Annotated in this window: 12 protein-coding genes; 4 read left to right on the top strand and 8 right to left on the bottom strand. The window is 69.8% G+C overall.

Features of this window, described 5'->3' with window-relative positions; all coding sequences use genetic code 11:
- Positions 1-361: 361 nt before the first annotated feature.
- The 6 genes from O9335_RS09400 to O9335_RS09375 are packed head-to-tail and all read right to left on the bottom strand — an operon-like array spanning position 362 to position 5,954.
- The gene (locus O9335_RS09400; RefSeq protein WP_298387028.1) at positions 362-1,381 is read right to left on the bottom strand and encodes an FHA domain-containing protein; all 1,020 of its coding nucleotides are present in this window, start codon (positions 1,379-1,381) and stop codon (positions 362-364) included.
- The gene (locus O9335_RS09395) at positions 1,378-2,739 is read right to left on the bottom strand and encodes a serine protease (protein ID WP_298387025.1); all 1,362 of its coding nucleotides are present in this window, start codon (positions 2,737-2,739) and stop codon (positions 1,378-1,380) included. The genes O9335_RS09400 and O9335_RS09395 overlap by 4 nt, the downstream gene beginning before the upstream one ends.
- Positions 2,736-3,395 (bottom strand): DUF3025 domain-containing protein, encoded by a 660-nt coding sequence (locus O9335_RS09390; RefSeq protein WP_298387022.1) that lies wholly within the window; start codon positions 3,393-3,395, stop codon positions 2,736-2,738. The genes O9335_RS09395 and O9335_RS09390 overlap by 4 nt, the downstream gene beginning before the upstream one ends.
- A gap of 32 nt (positions 3,396-3,427) precedes the next feature.
- The gene (locus tag O9335_RS09385) at positions 3,428-4,396 is read right to left on the bottom strand and encodes an NYN domain-containing protein (RefSeq protein ID WP_298387019.1); all 969 of its coding nucleotides are present in this window, start codon (positions 4,394-4,396) and stop codon (positions 3,428-3,430) included.
- Entirely contained in the window at positions 4,393-5,439 is a 1,047-nt protein-coding gene (gene pyrC / locus O9335_RS09380; RefSeq protein WP_298387016.1) for a dihydroorotase, read from the bottom strand. Before pyrC ends, O9335_RS09385 begins: the two co-directional genes overlap by 4 nt.
- Positions 5,436-5,954, bottom strand: coding sequence for a hypothetical protein (locus tag O9335_RS09375; protein WP_298387013.1), 519 nt, complete (start codon positions 5,952-5,954; stop codon positions 5,436-5,438). Before O9335_RS09375 ends, pyrC begins: the two co-directional genes overlap by 4 nt.
- A 154-nt stretch (positions 5,955-6,108) precedes the next feature.
- Here O9335_RS09375 and O9335_RS09370 point away from each other — a divergent pair, with 154 nt between their 5' ends.
- The 4 genes from O9335_RS09370 (at position 6,109) to O9335_RS09355 (ending at position 13,534) form a co-directional block, all read left to right on the top strand.
- Positions 6,109-6,477, top strand: a complete 369-nt coding sequence (locus tag O9335_RS09370; RefSeq protein WP_298387011.1) for a PilZ domain-containing protein — start codon at positions 6,109-6,111, stop codon at positions 6,475-6,477.
- Positions 6,474-8,696 (top strand): molybdopterin-dependent oxidoreductase, encoded by a 2,223-nt coding sequence (locus tag O9335_RS09365; protein WP_298387008.1) that lies wholly within the window; start codon positions 6,474-6,476, stop codon positions 8,694-8,696. The genes O9335_RS09370 and O9335_RS09365 overlap by 4 nt, the downstream gene beginning before the upstream one ends.
- Positions 8,697-8,874: 178 nt before the next feature.
- On the top strand, positions 8,875-11,202 hold the full coding sequence (locus O9335_RS09360) for a YgiQ family radical SAM protein (protein ID WP_298387031.1): 2,328 nt from the start codon (positions 8,875-8,877) through the stop codon (positions 11,200-11,202).
- A 100-nt stretch (positions 11,203-11,302) separates the two neighbouring features.
- Entirely contained in the window at positions 11,303-13,534 is a 2,232-nt protein-coding gene (locus O9335_RS09355) for an EAL domain-containing protein (RefSeq protein WP_298387005.1), read from the top strand.
- Positions 13,535-13,544: 10 nt separating this feature from the next.
- On the opposite strand, the gene O9335_RS09350 is transcribed toward O9335_RS09355, so the two are convergent.
- Positions 13,545-14,453: a hydroxymethylglutaryl-CoA lyase gene (locus O9335_RS09350; protein ID WP_298387002.1), complete on the bottom strand. Its 909-nt coding sequence runs from the start codon at positions 14,451-14,453 to the stop codon at positions 13,545-13,547.
- On the bottom strand, positions 14,450-15,904 hold a 1,455-nt coding region (locus O9335_RS09345; protein ID WP_298387000.1), incomplete at its 5' end, for a biotin/lipoyl-containing protein. The genes O9335_RS09350 and O9335_RS09345, both read right to left, overlap by 4 nt.

Genomic DNA, 15,904 nt, shown 5'->3' with positions numbered 1-15,904 from the left:
GCTGCGCGTAGAGATTGCCCGTTTCACCTCGGGCGGGTCGGGCGCTTGCGCGCCCGGGCCGCCCGAGGTGCTGCTCGCCTGGCGCTTGCGCGCCATCCGCCCGGTTTGCGCCGGTCGGGCCGCTGGCTTTCGCCAGCGCGCTCACAGACCACCTCCAGCGGTTTCGCGTCGGTTGCAGCTTGCACCGCGTCCGCGCTACCCGTCCGAACTCGTCTCTGTTGCTCTGATCCGCACCTCGCGGTGGAGGGGTGTTACCCCCTACGCTGCTCTATGCAGTCCGGACCTTCCTCCAGGGCACCCTTTCGGGCCTTGCCCCAGCGGCGGTCTGGGCGTCTTCACGAAGTTGCGATTGTGGCCGGGTTCACTCTTCTGCGTCGGCGGGCTCGCCAGTCACCGGGTCCAGTTGGGCCTTGCGGGCCAACTCTTCACGCAAGGCGGCGGCGTCTTGCAGCCAGTCGTCGGGGCTGCGCAACGGGGCCAGGCGCAGGGCGGGAGGTGGCAGGGCCGACAGGTACAGGGGTTGGAACCAGTGCTGCTGCTGCTCCCGCTTCCACACGGTGACGGCCGTGATCAGCGCGGCTCCCAGCAGCAACAAGCCCAGCCAGCGCCCCGCAGCGCGGGGCCAGACCGAGCGGCCTTGCACGTAGAGCAGGCCCAACATCACCACCGCATCCAAGCCGACCGCCACCGCCAGCACGGGCGGCAGGGACACCGCATAGGCCAAGCCCAGCGCGCCTTGGTCGAGCACCCAGAGCGCCGCCAGCGCGACCAAGGTCCAGCGCAGATGCTGCAGGAAGGGGAAGCGCCGCTGGAACACCTGGCTCACCAGCGACCACAGCAGGGCCCACACGGCCACGCCCGCCGCCATGCCCAGCACCGCCATGCCCACAGGCCGCCAAGTGTTGCCGGGGGTTTGCGTGAGCCAGCTGTCGAAGCCGGCCACGCCCAGCACGAACAGCACCAGCGCCGCCAGCTCGAACCAGGCCCGTCGCTGGCGCATGGGCGTCGGGCGGGCCAAGGCTTGCTCAAGCGGCAGGGCGCCGGCCGCATGGCGCAGGCGCAGCGTGGTTTGACCCAGATGGAGCAGACCGTCGTGCGGCCACTGCAAGCAGTCGGGCGCGTCCACGTGCTGCCGACCCTGGCGCGCCCCATTCAGGCTGGGCAAGAGGGTCAAGTGCCCCTCGGGTTCGGGGCCCAGCGCCAACTCGGCGTGGTGCGGTGCCACACAAGGGTCGTCCAACACCAAGTCGTTGTCGAGGGCGCGGCCCAGGCGCAGCCGGGCTTGCCCTTCGGGGTTGGCATGCACGGGATGGCTGTGCCGGGTGTGGCCCTCGGCGTCGATCACGTCGACCAAGGCCAGCAGGGTTGGCGCGGTGCTCATTTCGCCCCCGCTTTCTGCAGACCGTAGCCCTGCACGAAGTGACGGGCCAGCTTCAGCGCGTCGTCGAAGCTCACGCCGTGGGCGTCAAAGCGCCCGAGCAGACCTTGCTCGGCCTGGTCCACGGCGGTGAGCAGCACGGTCACGTCGTGCACGCCCTCCATCTTTCGATACGCGCGCAGGCACAGCACGGCACGCAGGGGCAGGCCCTGGGCGTCGACGAAGGACTCGGTGCAGTGAGCCGAGGTGCGATGGCGGTCACCCTGGCGGGCCAGGCGCTCGTTCTCGAAGCTGTCGGAGTAGGCCTTGGCAAAGCGCAGCGGGCCGATGCGACTGCCGTCGTACACCTCGTGCTGCACCTCGAGGTAGCCGGTTTGCAGGTTGCCGCTCAAGAACACGGCGTGGTCCATGCGGCAGTGGCTGCGCTGGAACTGCAGGCCCTTGCTGGCCTCGGCCCCGGTGGACCGCCCCCAACAGCGGACGAACCGCTCCTGCGGGATGGGCATGCGGTAGCGCGCGTGGCCCCAGTCGTTCCAGGGCAAGGCCATGAAGCTGCGGGTCAGTTCGGCGCTGTAAGCCAGCAGCTGCTCGCGCACCTGGGGCCAAGCCGGGCCTTGCAGGGGCTTGGCTTGTGCGGCGCGCTGCTTCAAGGCCTCGGCAAAGCCGCCGGGCACCAGGAAACTCATCTGCTGCGAAAACATCATGCCGGACACGTTGACGCCCACGACGCGGCCTTGCTCGTCCAGCACCGGGCCGCCGCTCATGCCGGGGTTGATGGAGCCGGCGTAATAGATGAGCGGGTCGAAGCTGCGCTCGACCAGGCCGTTGTAGTTGCCCTCGACGATCGCGAACGCCACGTCGTGCGGGTGACCGAGCGAGTAAATGCGGTCGCCCTTGGACAGCGGCTCACCTGCCGGGCGGAAGGACAAGGCGCGCTCGAAGCGCAGCGGCGTTCCCTTGGCCTCGTCCACGGCGCGCAGCAGGGCCAGGTCTCGGCGCACATCGATGGCCAGGATCTGCAAGCCGCCGGTGCGTCCGTCGGCGCCGATGAAGCGCAAGCGGAAGTCCTTGGGCTCCAGCGCCACCTGGCTGACCACGTGGTAGTTCGTGACGATCAAGCCGTCCTGCCCGACCACGAAGCCCGAGCCCACGCTGGCTTGGCTGTCCTGCTGGGCCAGCAGGGTGCGCACCTGCACCAGCTCGTGGCGAACGCCATCGAACAGGCGGCGGGCGGTGGCCGAGACGGGCGCGGGCGCTTTGGGCACGGCCGCCGGGGCGTCAACGCCCGGCGATTGGGCGCAAACCGGGCCCGCGAGCAGGGCCCCCACGGCCAGGGCCGCGATCAGCAAGGAAGGTTTCATGGGTGGGACAGGCGGGGAGATCGCAGCGGCCGAAACACGGCGGGATCATCGTAGAAGGTGGGGTCGGCGTTCGCCGGCCACCAGCCGGGCACGCCCAGCACGGGCAGCGGCAAGAAGGGCTTGGTCGCCCACGCCCCGGGCGCCAAGGCCAGGGGATCGTCCAGCAGGACGTGGGCACACAGGCTTTTTCGTGGCGCCTGGGCCAACTGCTCCATCAGCGCATGACCCACCAAGCGCGGGGGCGGCACGCTGGCCCACAGCGCGCGGTGGGTGACAAAGAGGGCGCGCCAATCGCGCCGCCGCCAGGCGTCGGCGATGGGAGGCGGGCACTCGAGCCAGGTGGCTCCGTTCTCGTCGAACAGGGTTAGCGCGTCGCGCACCGGCCCGCGCGTGCCCCCCACCCCGCTCGCCGCGATGTGGTCCGCCTGCAGCGCGTTGAGCCGCGCCTTGATCTCGGGCTCGGCGCACCACACCAGCCCGTTGAACAGGTCGTGCAAGTGATGGCGGGTGGGCACGGTGCCGGTGCGGGCGATGAAGGTCTCGTAGGCGTCTCCCGGGGGCAAGGCCTGCGACGGCACGAAGGTGCGTGGCGCGCCGGGCAAGGCGTTGAGCGCGGCGACTGCGTCGTCCGTGGTCAGCGGCAGCCAGCGCGCCATGGGCGCCAGCCAGGGGGCAGGCCGGATGGCGATCAATCGCGCAAGCGCACCTTGTTGGGCTTGCTGGCCGGGCTCAACTCGAAGGCCTCGGGGTGCTTGCGCAGCCAACGGATGGACGAGGCGTTTTTGCCCAAGAGGCCCAGCTTGCGCAGGGCCTCGGCCACGCGGTTGAGGTCCACGGTCTGGCCCTGCTGCAACTCGGGAGCGGCGGCGATCAGGCGTTGCACCTCGTCCGCCCGAGCGGGCGGGGCCGCTGGCGTGGGCGCGGACGGAGAGGCCATCGCGGCTTCCACGTCTTCGGCCAACAAGGCCGCCATCACGTCGGCCACGTCGGCTGCGGCGGGAGCGCTGCCGCGCTTGGCGCGGGTCTTGCGCTTGGGGGCCGCGGGGGCGACGGCCTCCACCGGGCTGGCCTGCGGCGGCGCGGGCTCGGCGGCGGGCGCGGCACGCCGCGTTCGGGCTTGGCGGGCCGGCGGCGCGGACGTGGTCCCAGGCGGGGTGGCCGGGGTCGCCGGCGCCGACACCGGGGCGCGGCGGCGACCCCGCGCGGCGCGGGTTTCGCCCTCTTCCACCAGGCGCCCGCGTGCCGTGAACTGCACGTAGCGGTCGTACAAGGCGACGGTGCTCTCGCCCGTCTTGCCGTCCTGCCCAAAGCCGAGCACACGGCAGCCCTTTTCGCGCACTCGGGTCACCAGGGGGGCGAAATCGCTGTCGCTGCTGGCAATCGCCAGCACATCGGGGCGCTCGCACATCGCCAGCTCCAGGGCATCAACCGCCAGCGCGATGTCGGTGCTGTTCTTGCCAGCGGCCAAATTCACCATGGGGCGGATGCCCAAGCGCTTGAACAGCGCCTGGTGCTTGAGGGCGCTCTCGGCATTGCAGTAGGCGCGGCGGCCGTGCAAGGCCCCAAACTCCGCCAGCAGATGAGCGACGGTTTGTTCGATGACATCGACGCTCACGTTGTCGGCGTCGATCAGCAGCATCACCTTGGGCGCGCTCACACGAGGCTCCACGCCAGGGTCTCGCCAGCGCGCAGCGGCTTGATGACGGCGTCGCCAAACGGCAGCGTCTCGGGCAGGGTGAGCGGCGTGCGCCGAAGCGTGACCGTGCCGGTGTTGCGCGGCAAGCCGTAGAAATCGGGGCCGTGGAAGCTGGCGAAGGCTTCGAGTTTGTCCAGCGCGCCCAGGGCTTCGAAGGCTTCGGCATACAGCTCCAGCGCCGCGGGCGCGGTGAAGCAACCGGCGCCGCACACGCTGTTTTCCTTGAGCTGAGCGGCATGAGGAGCGCTGTCGGTGCCCAGGAAAAACTTCGGGCTGCCGCTGGTGGCGGCCTTGAGCAGCGCTTGCCGGTGCACCTCGCGCTTGAGCACGGGCAGGCAGTAGTAGTGCGGACGCAGCCCGCCGGTGAACAGGGCGTTGCGGTTGTAGAGCAGGTGCTGCGGGGTGATGGTGGCCGCGGTGTAGCGGTCGGCGGCCGTCACGTAGTCGGCGGCCTCCTGGGTGGTGATGTGCTCGAACACCACCTTCAGCTCGGGAAAGGCGGCGCGCAGCGGGGTCATCACGCGGTCGATGAACACGGCCTCGCGGTCGAAGACATCGATCTCGCCCTCAGTGACCTCGCCGTGCACCAGCAGCAGGAGGCCATGTCGTTGCAGGGCCTCGAGCGTCTTGTAGGTCTTGCGCACGTCGGTCACGCCGGCGTCGCTGTTGGTCGTGGCCCCCGCGGGGTACATCTTGACGGCCACCACACCCGCGTCTTTGGCACGCTCGATTTCCTCGGGGGGCGTGTTGTCGGTCAGGTACAGCACCATCAGGGGCTGAAAGTCGGCGCCAGCGCCCTCGGTGGGCCGCGCGGCCAGGATGCGCTCCCGGTAAGCCACCGCCTGGGCGGTGGTGGTCACGGGTGGCCGGAGGTTGGGCATGACGATGGCGCGTGCGAACTGGCGCGCGGTGTGCGGCAACACGGCCTGCAGCGCGGCGCCATCGCGCAGGTGCAGGTGCCAGTCGTCGGGGCGGGTGAAGGTGAGTTCTTGCGGCGTGCTCATGCAGCCATTGTCGGCCGCGCCAGGTCCGGCCCCAAGGCTGCTAGGCGCGCATACGCGATTTGCAGCACCTTGGCGTCGCTGCTGGCGCGGTGGCGGCCGATGGACAACTCCAGCCGCACGGCGCTCACGGTGTCGTGCCAGCGCTCGGCCTGCTCGGCGGTGAGCAGGTTGCGCAAGTCTTCCAGCTTGAATCGGGGCGACATCTCGGCAGCGTCGAACAGCCTCCCCAGCCAGGGGTAGTCGTGCCCCCAGGCGTCGCAGTAGACCGTCAAGCCGCCCAATCGGTCGTTGAGCTGCTGCGCCACCCAACGGACCGACTTGCCGTGGGTCGACAGCACCGGCCGGCTGATGCCGTGCAAGGCCTCGGCCTGCGCGTCCCAGTGCTGCCAATCGGGCTCGGGGAGCACCAAGGTGCAAAACAAAGCGCCGTCGCCATCCACGAAACCGACCTCGATGGGATAGCTGCCCACGCCGAAGCCACTGGCTTCGATGTCGATCAGGGCAGGCAAGATCATGAGCGGCTCCGCGTCAGCAACCGCCCGACTCTACGGCGCCCCATCCCCGCCGACCAGGGAGTTTTACCGCCCTCGCCCCCGGCGATTTCCCGGCTGGCCGACGCCGCCGAACCAGCGCATCATTGGCCACGCTCCAGCCCCTGCAGGTGACCCCATGACCTCCCCCAGCGACACCGACCGCCGGCACCACGCGCGCGTGCAATTCGACGGCCAAGCCCAACTCATCACCACCGACGGTCGGGCCACGGTGCAGTTGGTGGACGTCTCCCTCAAAGGCGCACTCGTGCGCCTGCCCGCCAATGCCGAAGTGGCCGCGGGCGAGCCCTGCCTGCTGAGCCTGCAGCTGGGCGACGTGCACATCAAGATGGCCGCCGAAATCGCCCACCTGGCGGGGCGGGAGGCCGGGCTGCGCTGTGCCGCCATCGACCTCGACTCCATCAGCCACCTGCGCCGCTTGGTGGCCATGAACCTGGGCGACCCCCAACTGGCCGAGCGCGAACTGCGCGCGCTGCTGGCCGCATGACGGGACGTGCACCGGCCGGGCACTTCCGCATCTGCCCCCTGTGCGAGGCCGCTTGCGGCCTGCGCATCGAAACAGAAGGTGACCAAGTCGTCCGCATCCGGGGTGCCGAAGACGACCCCTTCAGCCAGGGCTACCTGTGCCCCAAGGCCATCGCCCTGAAGGACCTGCACGAGGACCCCGACCGCGTGCGCCAGCCGCTGGTCAAGCGCAACGGGCGCTTCGAACCCGTCACTTGGCAACAGGCCCTGGAAACCATCGAAGCCCGGCTGCTGCCGATCCTGCGCGAGCACGGCCCCGACGCCGTGGCCGCCGTGGTGGGCAACCCCGTGGTGCACCGCATCGGGCTGCTGAACTACTTCCCCCGCCTGGCGCGGGCCTTGGGCACGCGCAACGTGTTCAGCGCCAGCACGCTGGACCAAATGCCCAAGCAGCTGAGCAGCGCGTTGATGTTCGGCCACTGGCTCAGCGTGCCCGTGCCCGACGTGGACCGCACCGACTTCCTGCTGGTGCTGGGCGCCAACCCCGTGGCCAGCAACGGCAGCATGTGGACGGTGCCCGACGTGAAAGGCCGCCTCAAGGCCTTGCGCGAACGCGGCGGGCGCCTGGTCGTGGTCGACCCCCGCCGGACCGAAACCGCCGAGCTGGCCGACCAGCACCTGGCGCTGAAGCCCGGTGCCGACGCCTTCCTGCTGATGGCCCTGGCCGCCACCCTGTTCGAAGAGGGCCTGACCCGGCCCATCCCCCACGCCGCGGGCGTGGACGCGGTGCGCGACTTCGTGGCGCCCTACCCGCCCGAGCGCGTGGCCGCCGCCTGCGGACTCGACGCGGCCGTGATCCGCCAACTGGCGCGCGACCTCGCCGCCGCGCCGCGCGCCGCGGTCTACGGCCGCATCGGCACCTGCACGCAGCGCTTCGGCACCGTCAACAGCTGGCTGGTGGACGTGCTCAACGCCTTGACCGGCCATCTCGACCGCGAAGGCGGCGCCATGTTCCCCAAGGCCCCGGCCTTCGCCGCCAACACGCAAGGCCAACCGGGCCAAGGCAAGGGCGTGAAGCTGGGCCGCCGGCGCAGCCGCGTCAGCGGGGCGCCCGAGGTCTACGGCGAGCTGCCCATCACCCTGTTGGCCGAGGAAATCACCACGCCGGGCGCCGGCCAGGTGCGGGCCCTGTTCTCCGCCGCCGCCAACCCGGCCCTCAGCGCCCCCGGTGGCGCCAAGCTCGACGCCGCACTGGCCCAGCTGGACTTCATGGTCAGCCTGGACATCTACGTCAACGCCACCACGCGCCACGCCGACGTCATCCTGCCCAGCCCCTCGGCGCTGGAAGTGGCGCACTACGACGCGGCCTTCAGCCAACTGGCCCACCGCAACGCCGCGCGCTGGAGCGAGCCGGTCTTTGCCAAGGCGGCCGACCTGCCCGACGACTGGGAGTGGCTGCTGCGCCTGACCGCCCTGGTGCAAGGCCAAGACTGGCGCGCGCCCATCGCCGAGCTGGACGAGTCCCTGTTGATGGAGGCCCTGCAGCACAGCCTGCCGGCCGAGTTCGTGGCCCCCGTGCGCCAGGCCCTGGGCGACGCGCCCGGCCCCGCGCGCCTGGTGGACCTGGCCTTGCGCCTGGGCCCCTATGGGGACCAGTTCGGCCGGCGCGAGGGCATCAACCTGGCCCAGGTGAAGGCCGCCCCGGCCGGGCTGGACCTCGGCCCCCTGCAGCCGCGCCTGCCCGAGCTGCTGCGCACGCCCAGCGGCCGGGTCGAGCTGGCCCCGCCCGAGCTGCTGGCCGAGGGCCCGGCCCTGGCCGCCGCCTTGAACGCCCAGGCGCCGGCGATGGTCGTCATCGGCCGCCGGCACCTGCGCAACAACAACTCCTGGATGCACAACCTGCCCACGCTGTCCAAGGGACCGGACCGCTGCACCTTGATGCTGCACCCCGAGGACGCCGCGCGCCATGGTCTGCGCGACGGCGCGATCGCGTTGATTGCCTCCGCCAGCGGCCAAGTGCAGGTGCCGGTCGAGATCTCCACCGCCATGCGCCCCGGCGTGGCCAGCCTGCCCCACGGCTTCGGCCACGGGGGAGAAGGCGTGCAGTTGCGCGTGGCACAGCGCCAACCCGGCGCCAACCTCAACGCCCTGCTGCCCATGGGCGACCGCGACCCGCTGAGCGGCACCGCGGTGCTGTCGGGCGTGGCCGTCACCCTAGCGCCCGCCGTGGCGGCGACCTGAGCCGGACGCTGAAGGGCGCGACAAACGGCGCGGTGTCGCATCGTTCACGCCATGACCCCAAGTCCTTGATGGGATTCGGGTTTTGGCGCCTGGGCGCGGCGACAATCGCGGGTTATCCCGAAAGGCACCGCCCGTGACCGCCACGATCACCCGAGACGACCACCACACCGCGCAGACGGTGAAGCCGCCGAAGGCCGACAAGGCGCTCACCGCCTACCGCCCGTATTGGGCCAAGCGCTTCGGGCCCGCGCCGTTCTTGCCCATGAGCCGCGCCGAGATGCAGCAACTGGGTTGGGACGAGTGCGACATCGTCATCGTCAGCGGCGACGCCTACGTCGACCACCCAAGCTTCGGCATGGCCGTCATCGGCCGCACCTTGGAGGCCCAAGGCTTTCGCGTGGGCATCATTGCCCAGCCCGATTGGCACTCGGCCGAGCCCTTCATGGCGCTGGGTCGGCCGAAGCTGTTCTTCGGCGTGGCCGCCGGGAACATGGACTCGATGATCAACCACTACACGGCCGACCGAAAGATCCGCCGTGACGACGCCTACACGCCCGGCGGCGTGGCCGGCAAGCGCCCCGACCGCGCCACCTTGGTCTACACGCAGCGCTGCCGCGAGGCCTACAAGGACGTGCCGGTGGTCATTGGCGGCATCGAAGCCAGCCTGCGGCGCATCGCCCACTACGACTACTGGAGCGACAAGGTCCGCCGCTCCATCCTCGTCGACAGCAAGGCCGACCTCCTGCTGTACGGCAACGCCGAACGGGCCATCGTCGAAATCGCCCACCGCCTGGCACAGCGCCAACCCATCGATTCGATCACCGACGTGCGCGGCACCGCCTTCATGCGCCGGTCCGACGACCCGAGCCTGGCCGGCTGGTTCGAGATCGACTCCACCAGCGTGGACGCCCCGGGCAAGGTCGACGAGATCGTCAACCCCTACATGACCACCGAGCAGGTGGCGGCGGCCCAGGGCGCCGACTGCGCCACGCAAAGCGTCAAGCCCGACGCCGACGGCAGCCAGCCGATCCAAATCGTGCGCCGCACCGTCACCAAGACGGACGGCCGCGCCATCACGCCGCCGCGCGAGCGCTCGGTCATCCGCCTGCCGGCCTTCGAGCAGTTGAAGGGCGACCCGGTGCTCTACGCCCACGCCAACCGCGTGCTGCACCTGGAGACCAACCCCGGCAACGCGCGCGCCCTGGTGCAGCGCCACGGCGAAGGCGCCACCGCGCGCGACGTCTGGCTGAACCCGCCGCCCATCCCGCTGAGCACGGCGGAGATGGACCACGTGTTCGACCTGCCCTACGCGCGCAGCCCGCACCCCACGTACGCCGACGAACACGGCAAGCACGACGGCGCGACCAAGATCCCCGCGTGGGAAATGATCCGCTTCAGCGTGAACATCATGCGCGGCTGCTTTGGCGGCTGCACCTTCTGCTCCATCACCGAGCACGAGGGCCGCATCATCCAAAGCCGCTCCGAAGCGAGCGTGCTGCGCGAGATCGAAGACATCCGCGACAAGGTCGCCGGCTTCACCGGCGTCGTCTCCGACCTGGGCGGCCCCACGGCCAACATGTGGCACATCGGCTGCAAGTCCAAGGAGATCGAGGCGGCCTGCCGCAAGCCCAGCTGCGTCTACCCGGGCATTTGCCCCAACCTGAACACCGACCACGGCCCGCTGATCCAGCTCTACCGCAAGGCGCGGGCTCTTCCAGGCGTCAAGAAGATCCTCATCGGCTCGGGCCTGCGCTACGACCTGGCCATCGAGAGCCCCGAGTACATCAACGAGCTGGTCACGCACCACGTCGGCGGCTACCTGAAGATCGCCCCCGAGCACACCGAGGGCGGCCCGCTGAGCAAGATGATGAAGCCGGGCATCGGCACCTACGACCGCTTCAAGCAGCTGTTCGAGGCCGCCAGCGCGGCCGCGGGCAAGAAGCAGTACCTGATCCCCTACTTCATCGCCGCGCACCCCGGCACCGCCGACGAGGACATGATGAACCTCGCCGTCTGGTTGAAGCGCAACGGCTTCCGCGCCGACCAGGTGCAAACCTTCTACCCCAGCCCCATGGCCACGGCCACGGCGATGTACCACTCGGGCAAGAACCCGCTGAAGAAGGTCACGCGCGACAGCGAGAAGGTCGACATCGTCAAGGGCGAGCGCCGCCGGCGCCTGCACAAAGCCTTCCTGCGCTACCACGACGCCAACAACTGGCCGCTGCTGCGCGAGGCGCTCAAAGAGATGGGCCGGGCCGACCTGATCGGCAACGGCAAGAACCACCTCATCCCCAGCTTCCAGCCGACGACCGACGGCGGTTACGTGAGCGAGCGGCGCAAGAACAGCACGCCGCCCAAGAAACCCAGCCAGCGGGTGGCGTCCACCCGCACAAGCCCAGACCCGCGCGGCATCGTCACGCCCAAGGACGGCCTGATCCTCACGCAACACACCGGCCTGCCGCCCCGGGCGCAATCCCTGCCCGCCAAGCCCCGCGGCCGACGCTGACGCCCCGCCCCTGGGGTTTCCCGGGAGCCCGCGGGGGTGGATCGGACCCGGCTTTGGCGCATACTGGTTTGCTCCTCCGGCTCGCTTACCGCCCCGGCTCATGCCCGACTCCCCGTCCCTTGCCGCGCACGACGACGACCTCCTTCAACTGATCGAGGACGATCCGCTCTCGGAACCTGCGAGCCAGGAGCCGCTGGCTTCGTGGCGCGTGCTGGTGGTCGACGACGACGCCGATGTGCACCGCGCCACCGAACTGGCCATGCAAGGCCTGTTGATCGAAGGCCGCGGGCTTGAGTTTCTCCACGCTCAAACGAGCATCGCCGCCCGCGAACTGCTGAGCCGGGAAGACGACATCGCCGTGGCCCTGCTGGATGTGGTCATGGAAAGCGAGGATGCCGGCCTGCAGTTGGTGCGTCACCTTCGCGCCAGCCCCCGTTTTGACGCTTTGCGCATCGTGCTGCGCACCGGCCAACCGGGTTATGCGCCCGAGATCGAAACCGTCCGCACCCTGGACATCAACGACTACAAGACCAAGGCCGAACTGACCCGAACGCGCCTGTACACGGTGCTCACCGCGGCCATCCGCTCGTACAAGCAAATCCGGCAACTGCAGTCGGCCCAGCGCGGTCTGTCGCGCATCGTCGAATCGGTGACCGAGCTGAACTTGGTTCGCACCTTGCCCAAGTACGCCGAAGGGGCCCTGCACAAGGTGGCCCTGCTGTTCGACACCCAGCCCCGCGGCTTGGTCGCGGTGCACCACCGCGACGACGCGCCAGAGCTGGCCCGCATCGTCGCCGCCCTGGGCGAGTACGCGCCCTCCTTGGGCCACACCGTCGATCTGGTCGGCGTGCCCGCCACCCGCCAAGGGCTGTTGGACTGCCTGCGGCAAGGTCACAGCCTGCTAGGCGGCGAGAGCTACCTGCACTTCCAGCTGGCCAATGGGCGCGTGCTGGTGATGCATGTGCACCTGCCGCACGCGCCCAATCACGACATGGAGCCCCTGCTCCACACCTTGAAGAGCGCGTTGGCCGTGGGCTTTGACAACGTGGCGCTGTACGGCCAGCTGCTGGATCACGCCTACAACGACCAGTTGCTGCAACTGCCCAACCGCAATCGCTTCATCGAGCTGTTGGAGCAAAACCTGCGCAAACCCGAGGGCGTGTCGCTGGCGCTGATCGACATCGACGACTTCTCCGACATCAACGACGCCTTCGGCCATCGCTTCGGCGACCAGGTCTTGCAGGTGGTGGCCCAAAGGCTGAACGAGCACCTGGGCAGCCGCAGCGAGTTGGCGCGCATCTCGGCCGACACCTTCGGCGTGATGGGCCCCGAAACCTTGATCTGCGCCGACTCCATCTCCACCGCCTTCCAAGAGCCCTTCGTGGTCAGCGGCGAGCGCCTGCAGTTGTCTGCCACCACCGGCTTGGTGCGCTTGGTGGACTCCAGCTCCCTCGGGTCAGAGTTGCTGCTGGATGCCCACATCGCCCTCAAACGCGCCAAGCAAATGCAGCGCGGCACGGCGCAGTACTTCTCAGCGGAGATGGGCGTCGATGCGCGCGAGCGTTTCAAGCTGCTCAAGGGCCTGCGCGCCAGCTTCGAAGCGCGGCGGCTTTTCGTCGTCTACCAACCCCAGGTGGAGTTGGCCACGCGCCAACCCATCGCCGTCGAGGCCCTGCTGCGCTGGCGGACCGAAAGCGGTCAATTCGTGCCGCCGGACCAATTCATCCCGCTGGCCGAGCAGTCGGGCCTCATCGTGGCCATCGGCGAGTTCGTGCTGCGCACGTCGTGCCACCAGATCAAGCGCCTGCGGGACCTGGGCCACTCCAGCCTGCGCATGGCCGTCAACATCTCGATGGCGCAGTTCCGCCACCCACGCTTCATCAGCACCCTGCAAGCCGCCCTGCGGGACGCCGAGCTGCCGGGCAGCGCACTCGAACTGGAGATCACCGAGTCCATGGCCATGGACGACCTGGACATGGTGCTGCACGTGCTGGCCGAGATCCGTGCCACCGGCGCCACCGTGGCCATCGACGACTTCGGCACCGGGTTTTCGTCGCTGGCGCAGCTGCGCCAATTGCAGGTGGAGCGGCTCAAGATCGACCGCGCCTTCGTCCAAGAAACCAGCACCGAGGCTGGCTCCACCATCGCCGGCATGGTGGTCAACCTGGGTTGCACGCTGGGCATGCGCGTCATCGCCGAAGGCATCGAAACCGAAGAGCAAGCCCAGCAACTGCTGAAGCTGGGCTGTCATGAGGGCCAGGGCTACCTGTTCGCCCGGCCGATGCCGGCGGAACTGCTCGAAGGCTGGATGGCCAACGCCAACAAGGCCTGAAGCCAGCCGCTCAAACGCCTCGCTTGGCCAACACCGCCCGCGCCACGCGGCTCACCGGCGGGCGGCCCAGAGCGTTGCTGATGAAGGCGGCCGCGTCCACCAGCGCGTCCAAGTCCACGCCGGTCTCGATGCCCAGCCCGTTCAGCATGAACACCACGTCCTCGGTCGCCACGTTGCCCGTAGCGCCTTTGGCGTAGGGGCAGCCGCCCAGGCCACCCACGCTGGCGTCGAAGGTGGACACGCCAACCTCCAGGCTGGCGTACACGTTGGCCAAGGCCTGGCCGTAGGTGTCGTGGTAGTGGCCGCTCACCTCCTCCAGCGGGAAGTGCTTCAGCGCTTGTTCCAGCGCGGCTTGCACGCGGCGCGGGGTGCCCACGCCGATGGTGTCGCTCACGCCAATGTGGTCCACGCCGATGGCGCGCAGCTGCGCGGCCACCGCGCCCACTTTCTCGGGGGCGATGTCGCCCTCGTAGGGGCAGCCCAGCGCACAGCTCAGCGCCGCGCGCACCTTGATGCGGGCCGCCTTGGCCTGCGCCACCACGGGCGCGAAGCGCTCGATGCTCTCGGCGATGGAGCAGTTGATGTTCTTCTGCGCGAAGGCCTCGCTGGCGGCGTTGAACACGACGATCTCGTCGGGCCGCGTGGGCAGCGCGGCTTCCATGCCCTTGGCATTGGGCACCAGCACGGCCACGGCCACCTCGGGTCGGCGCTGCAACGCGGCCATGACCGCGGTGTTGTCGCCCATTTGCGGCACCCACTTGGGGCTGACGAAGCTGGTCGCCTCCAGGCGGCGGATGCCGGCGGCTTGCAGGCGGTGGATGAGCTCGACCTTGACGGCGGTGTCGACAAGCTGTTTTTCGTTTTGCAGGCCGTCGCGCGGGCCGACGTCGCAGAGCGTGACACGGGTTGGAAGGCTCATGCAGCCTCTCCCAACTTGAGCAACTCGGCCCCGTCGCTGAGCTGGTCACCCACGGCGTACAGGCACTCGGTGACCACCCCGTCGCGCGGGCTGGTCAGGGTGTGCTCCATCTTCATGGCCTCCATCACGGCCAAGGCCTGGCCGGCCTTGACGGCGTCGCCCGCCTTCACGTGCAGGGCGATGAGCTTGCCGGGCATGGGCGCGGTGAGGCGACCGCCGCTGGGGGCTGCGCCCTCGGCCGCGCGGGCGATGACATCCACCTCGGTGAGGGTGGCGCTGCCTTGCGGCGCGAACACGGCGACCTCCTCGCCGCGGGCGTAGGTGTGCACGCGCACGCGGCGCAGGGCCAGGCCCTCGCTGAAGCGCAGGGTGTGCTGTTCGGGGCTGGCGGAGTCCACCGCGAAGGCGGTGGTCGACCCAGCCACGGTCAGGCTCAGGCCACCGCCGTGGTGGCGGCGCAGCAGCACCTCGTGGTGGGCATCGCCTTCGGCCAAATCAAAGCGGCGCACGGCGTCGCCGGCCAGGCGCCAGCCGTCGCGGGCGCTCCAGGGGTCGCTCCAAGAGTCGATACGGCGGGTTTGCGCCTCCAGCGCCAAGGTGTGGGCCACCACGGCGGCAGCGGCCACGTCCAGCGGCAGGCCGGGCTGGCCGAACAAGGCGGCGCGCTCACGCTCGATCAGGCCGGTGTCGAGGTCGGCGCCGGCAAAGCTGGCGGTGGCGGCGCAGCGGCGCAGGAAGGCGACGTTGGTCTGCAGGCCCACGATGTGGGTTTGCGCCAGCGCCTCGTCCAGCCGCGCCAGCGCTTGCGCGCGGTCCTCGCCCCAGACGATGAGCTTGGCGATCATCGAGTCGTAGTGCGGGCTGATGGCGTCGCCTTCGACCACGCCGGTGTCGACCCGAACGTCGCTGCGCTCAAACCGCGACGCCGCCGGCCAGCGCAGCACGTCCAGGCGGCCGGTGGCCGGCAGGAACTGGGCCTCGGGGTTCTCGGCGCAGATGCGCGCCTCGATGGCATGGCCGTGGATGCGCAGTTCGTTTTGCTTGAGCGTCAGCGGCTGGCCGGCGGCCACGCGCAGTTGCCACTCCACCAGGTCCAGGCCGGTGATGGCTTCGGTGACTGGGTGCTCCACCTGCAGGCGGGTGTTCATCTCCATGAAGTAGAAGCGACCGTCTTGCTCGGCGATGAACTCCACCGTGCCCGCGCCCACGTAGCCCACGGCCTTGGCGGCCGCCACGGCGGCCTCGCCCATCTCGCGGCGACGGGCCTCGGTCATGCCGGGCGCCGGGGCTTCTTCCAGCACCTTTTGGTGGCGGCGCTGCACGCTGCAGTCGCGCTCGAAGAGGTAAACGCAGTCGCCCTGGGTGTCGCCGAAGACTTGGATCTCGATGTGGCGCGGCTTGGTGACGTAGCGCTCCACCAGCACGGCGGCGTCGCCAAAGCTGTTGATGGC

The organism is Inhella sp. (assembly GCF_027532025.1).
Lineage (GTDB): Bacteria > Pseudomonadota > Gammaproteobacteria > Burkholderiales > Burkholderiaceae_C > Inhella.
Note: the sequence above shows the minus strand (reverse complement) of the source record. Positions and strands in the feature narration are given on the sequence as shown.

What these genes read in the sequence shown, in the direction of transcription:
- O9335_RS09400 (WP_298387028.1), bottom strand. Translation starts at nt 1,381, where the DNA reads ATGAGCACCGCGCCAACCCTGCTGGCCTTGGTCGACGTGATCGACGCC.
- O9335_RS09350 (WP_298387002.1), bottom strand. Translation starts at nt 14,453, where the DNA reads ATGAGCCTTCCAACCCGTGTCACGCTCTGCGACGTCGGCCCGCGCGAC.
- O9335_RS09365 (WP_298387008.1), top strand. Translation starts at nt 6,474, where the DNA reads ATGACGGGACGTGCACCGGCCGGGCACTTCCGCATCTGCCCCCTGTGC.
- O9335_RS09395 (WP_298387025.1), bottom strand. Translation starts at nt 2,739, where the DNA reads ATGAAACCTTCCTTGCTGATCGCGGCCCTGGCCGTGGGGGCCCTGCTC.
- pyrC (WP_298387016.1), bottom strand. Translation starts at nt 5,439, where the DNA reads ATGAGCACGCCGCAAGAACTCACCTTCACCCGCCCCGACGACTGGCAC.
- O9335_RS09375 (WP_298387013.1), bottom strand. Translation starts at nt 5,954, where the DNA reads ATGATCTTGCCTGCCCTGATCGACATCGAAGCCAGTGGCTTCGGCGTG.
- O9335_RS09370 (WP_298387011.1), top strand. Translation starts at nt 6,109, where the DNA reads ATGACCTCCCCCAGCGACACCGACCGCCGGCACCACGCGCGCGTGCAA.
- O9335_RS09390 (WP_298387022.1), bottom strand. Translation starts at nt 3,395, where the DNA reads ATGGCGCGCTGGCTGCCGCTGACCACGGACGACGCAGTCGCCGCGCTC.
- O9335_RS09355 (WP_298387005.1), top strand. Translation starts at nt 11,303, where the DNA reads ATGCCCGACTCCCCGTCCCTTGCCGCGCACGACGACGACCTCCTTCAA.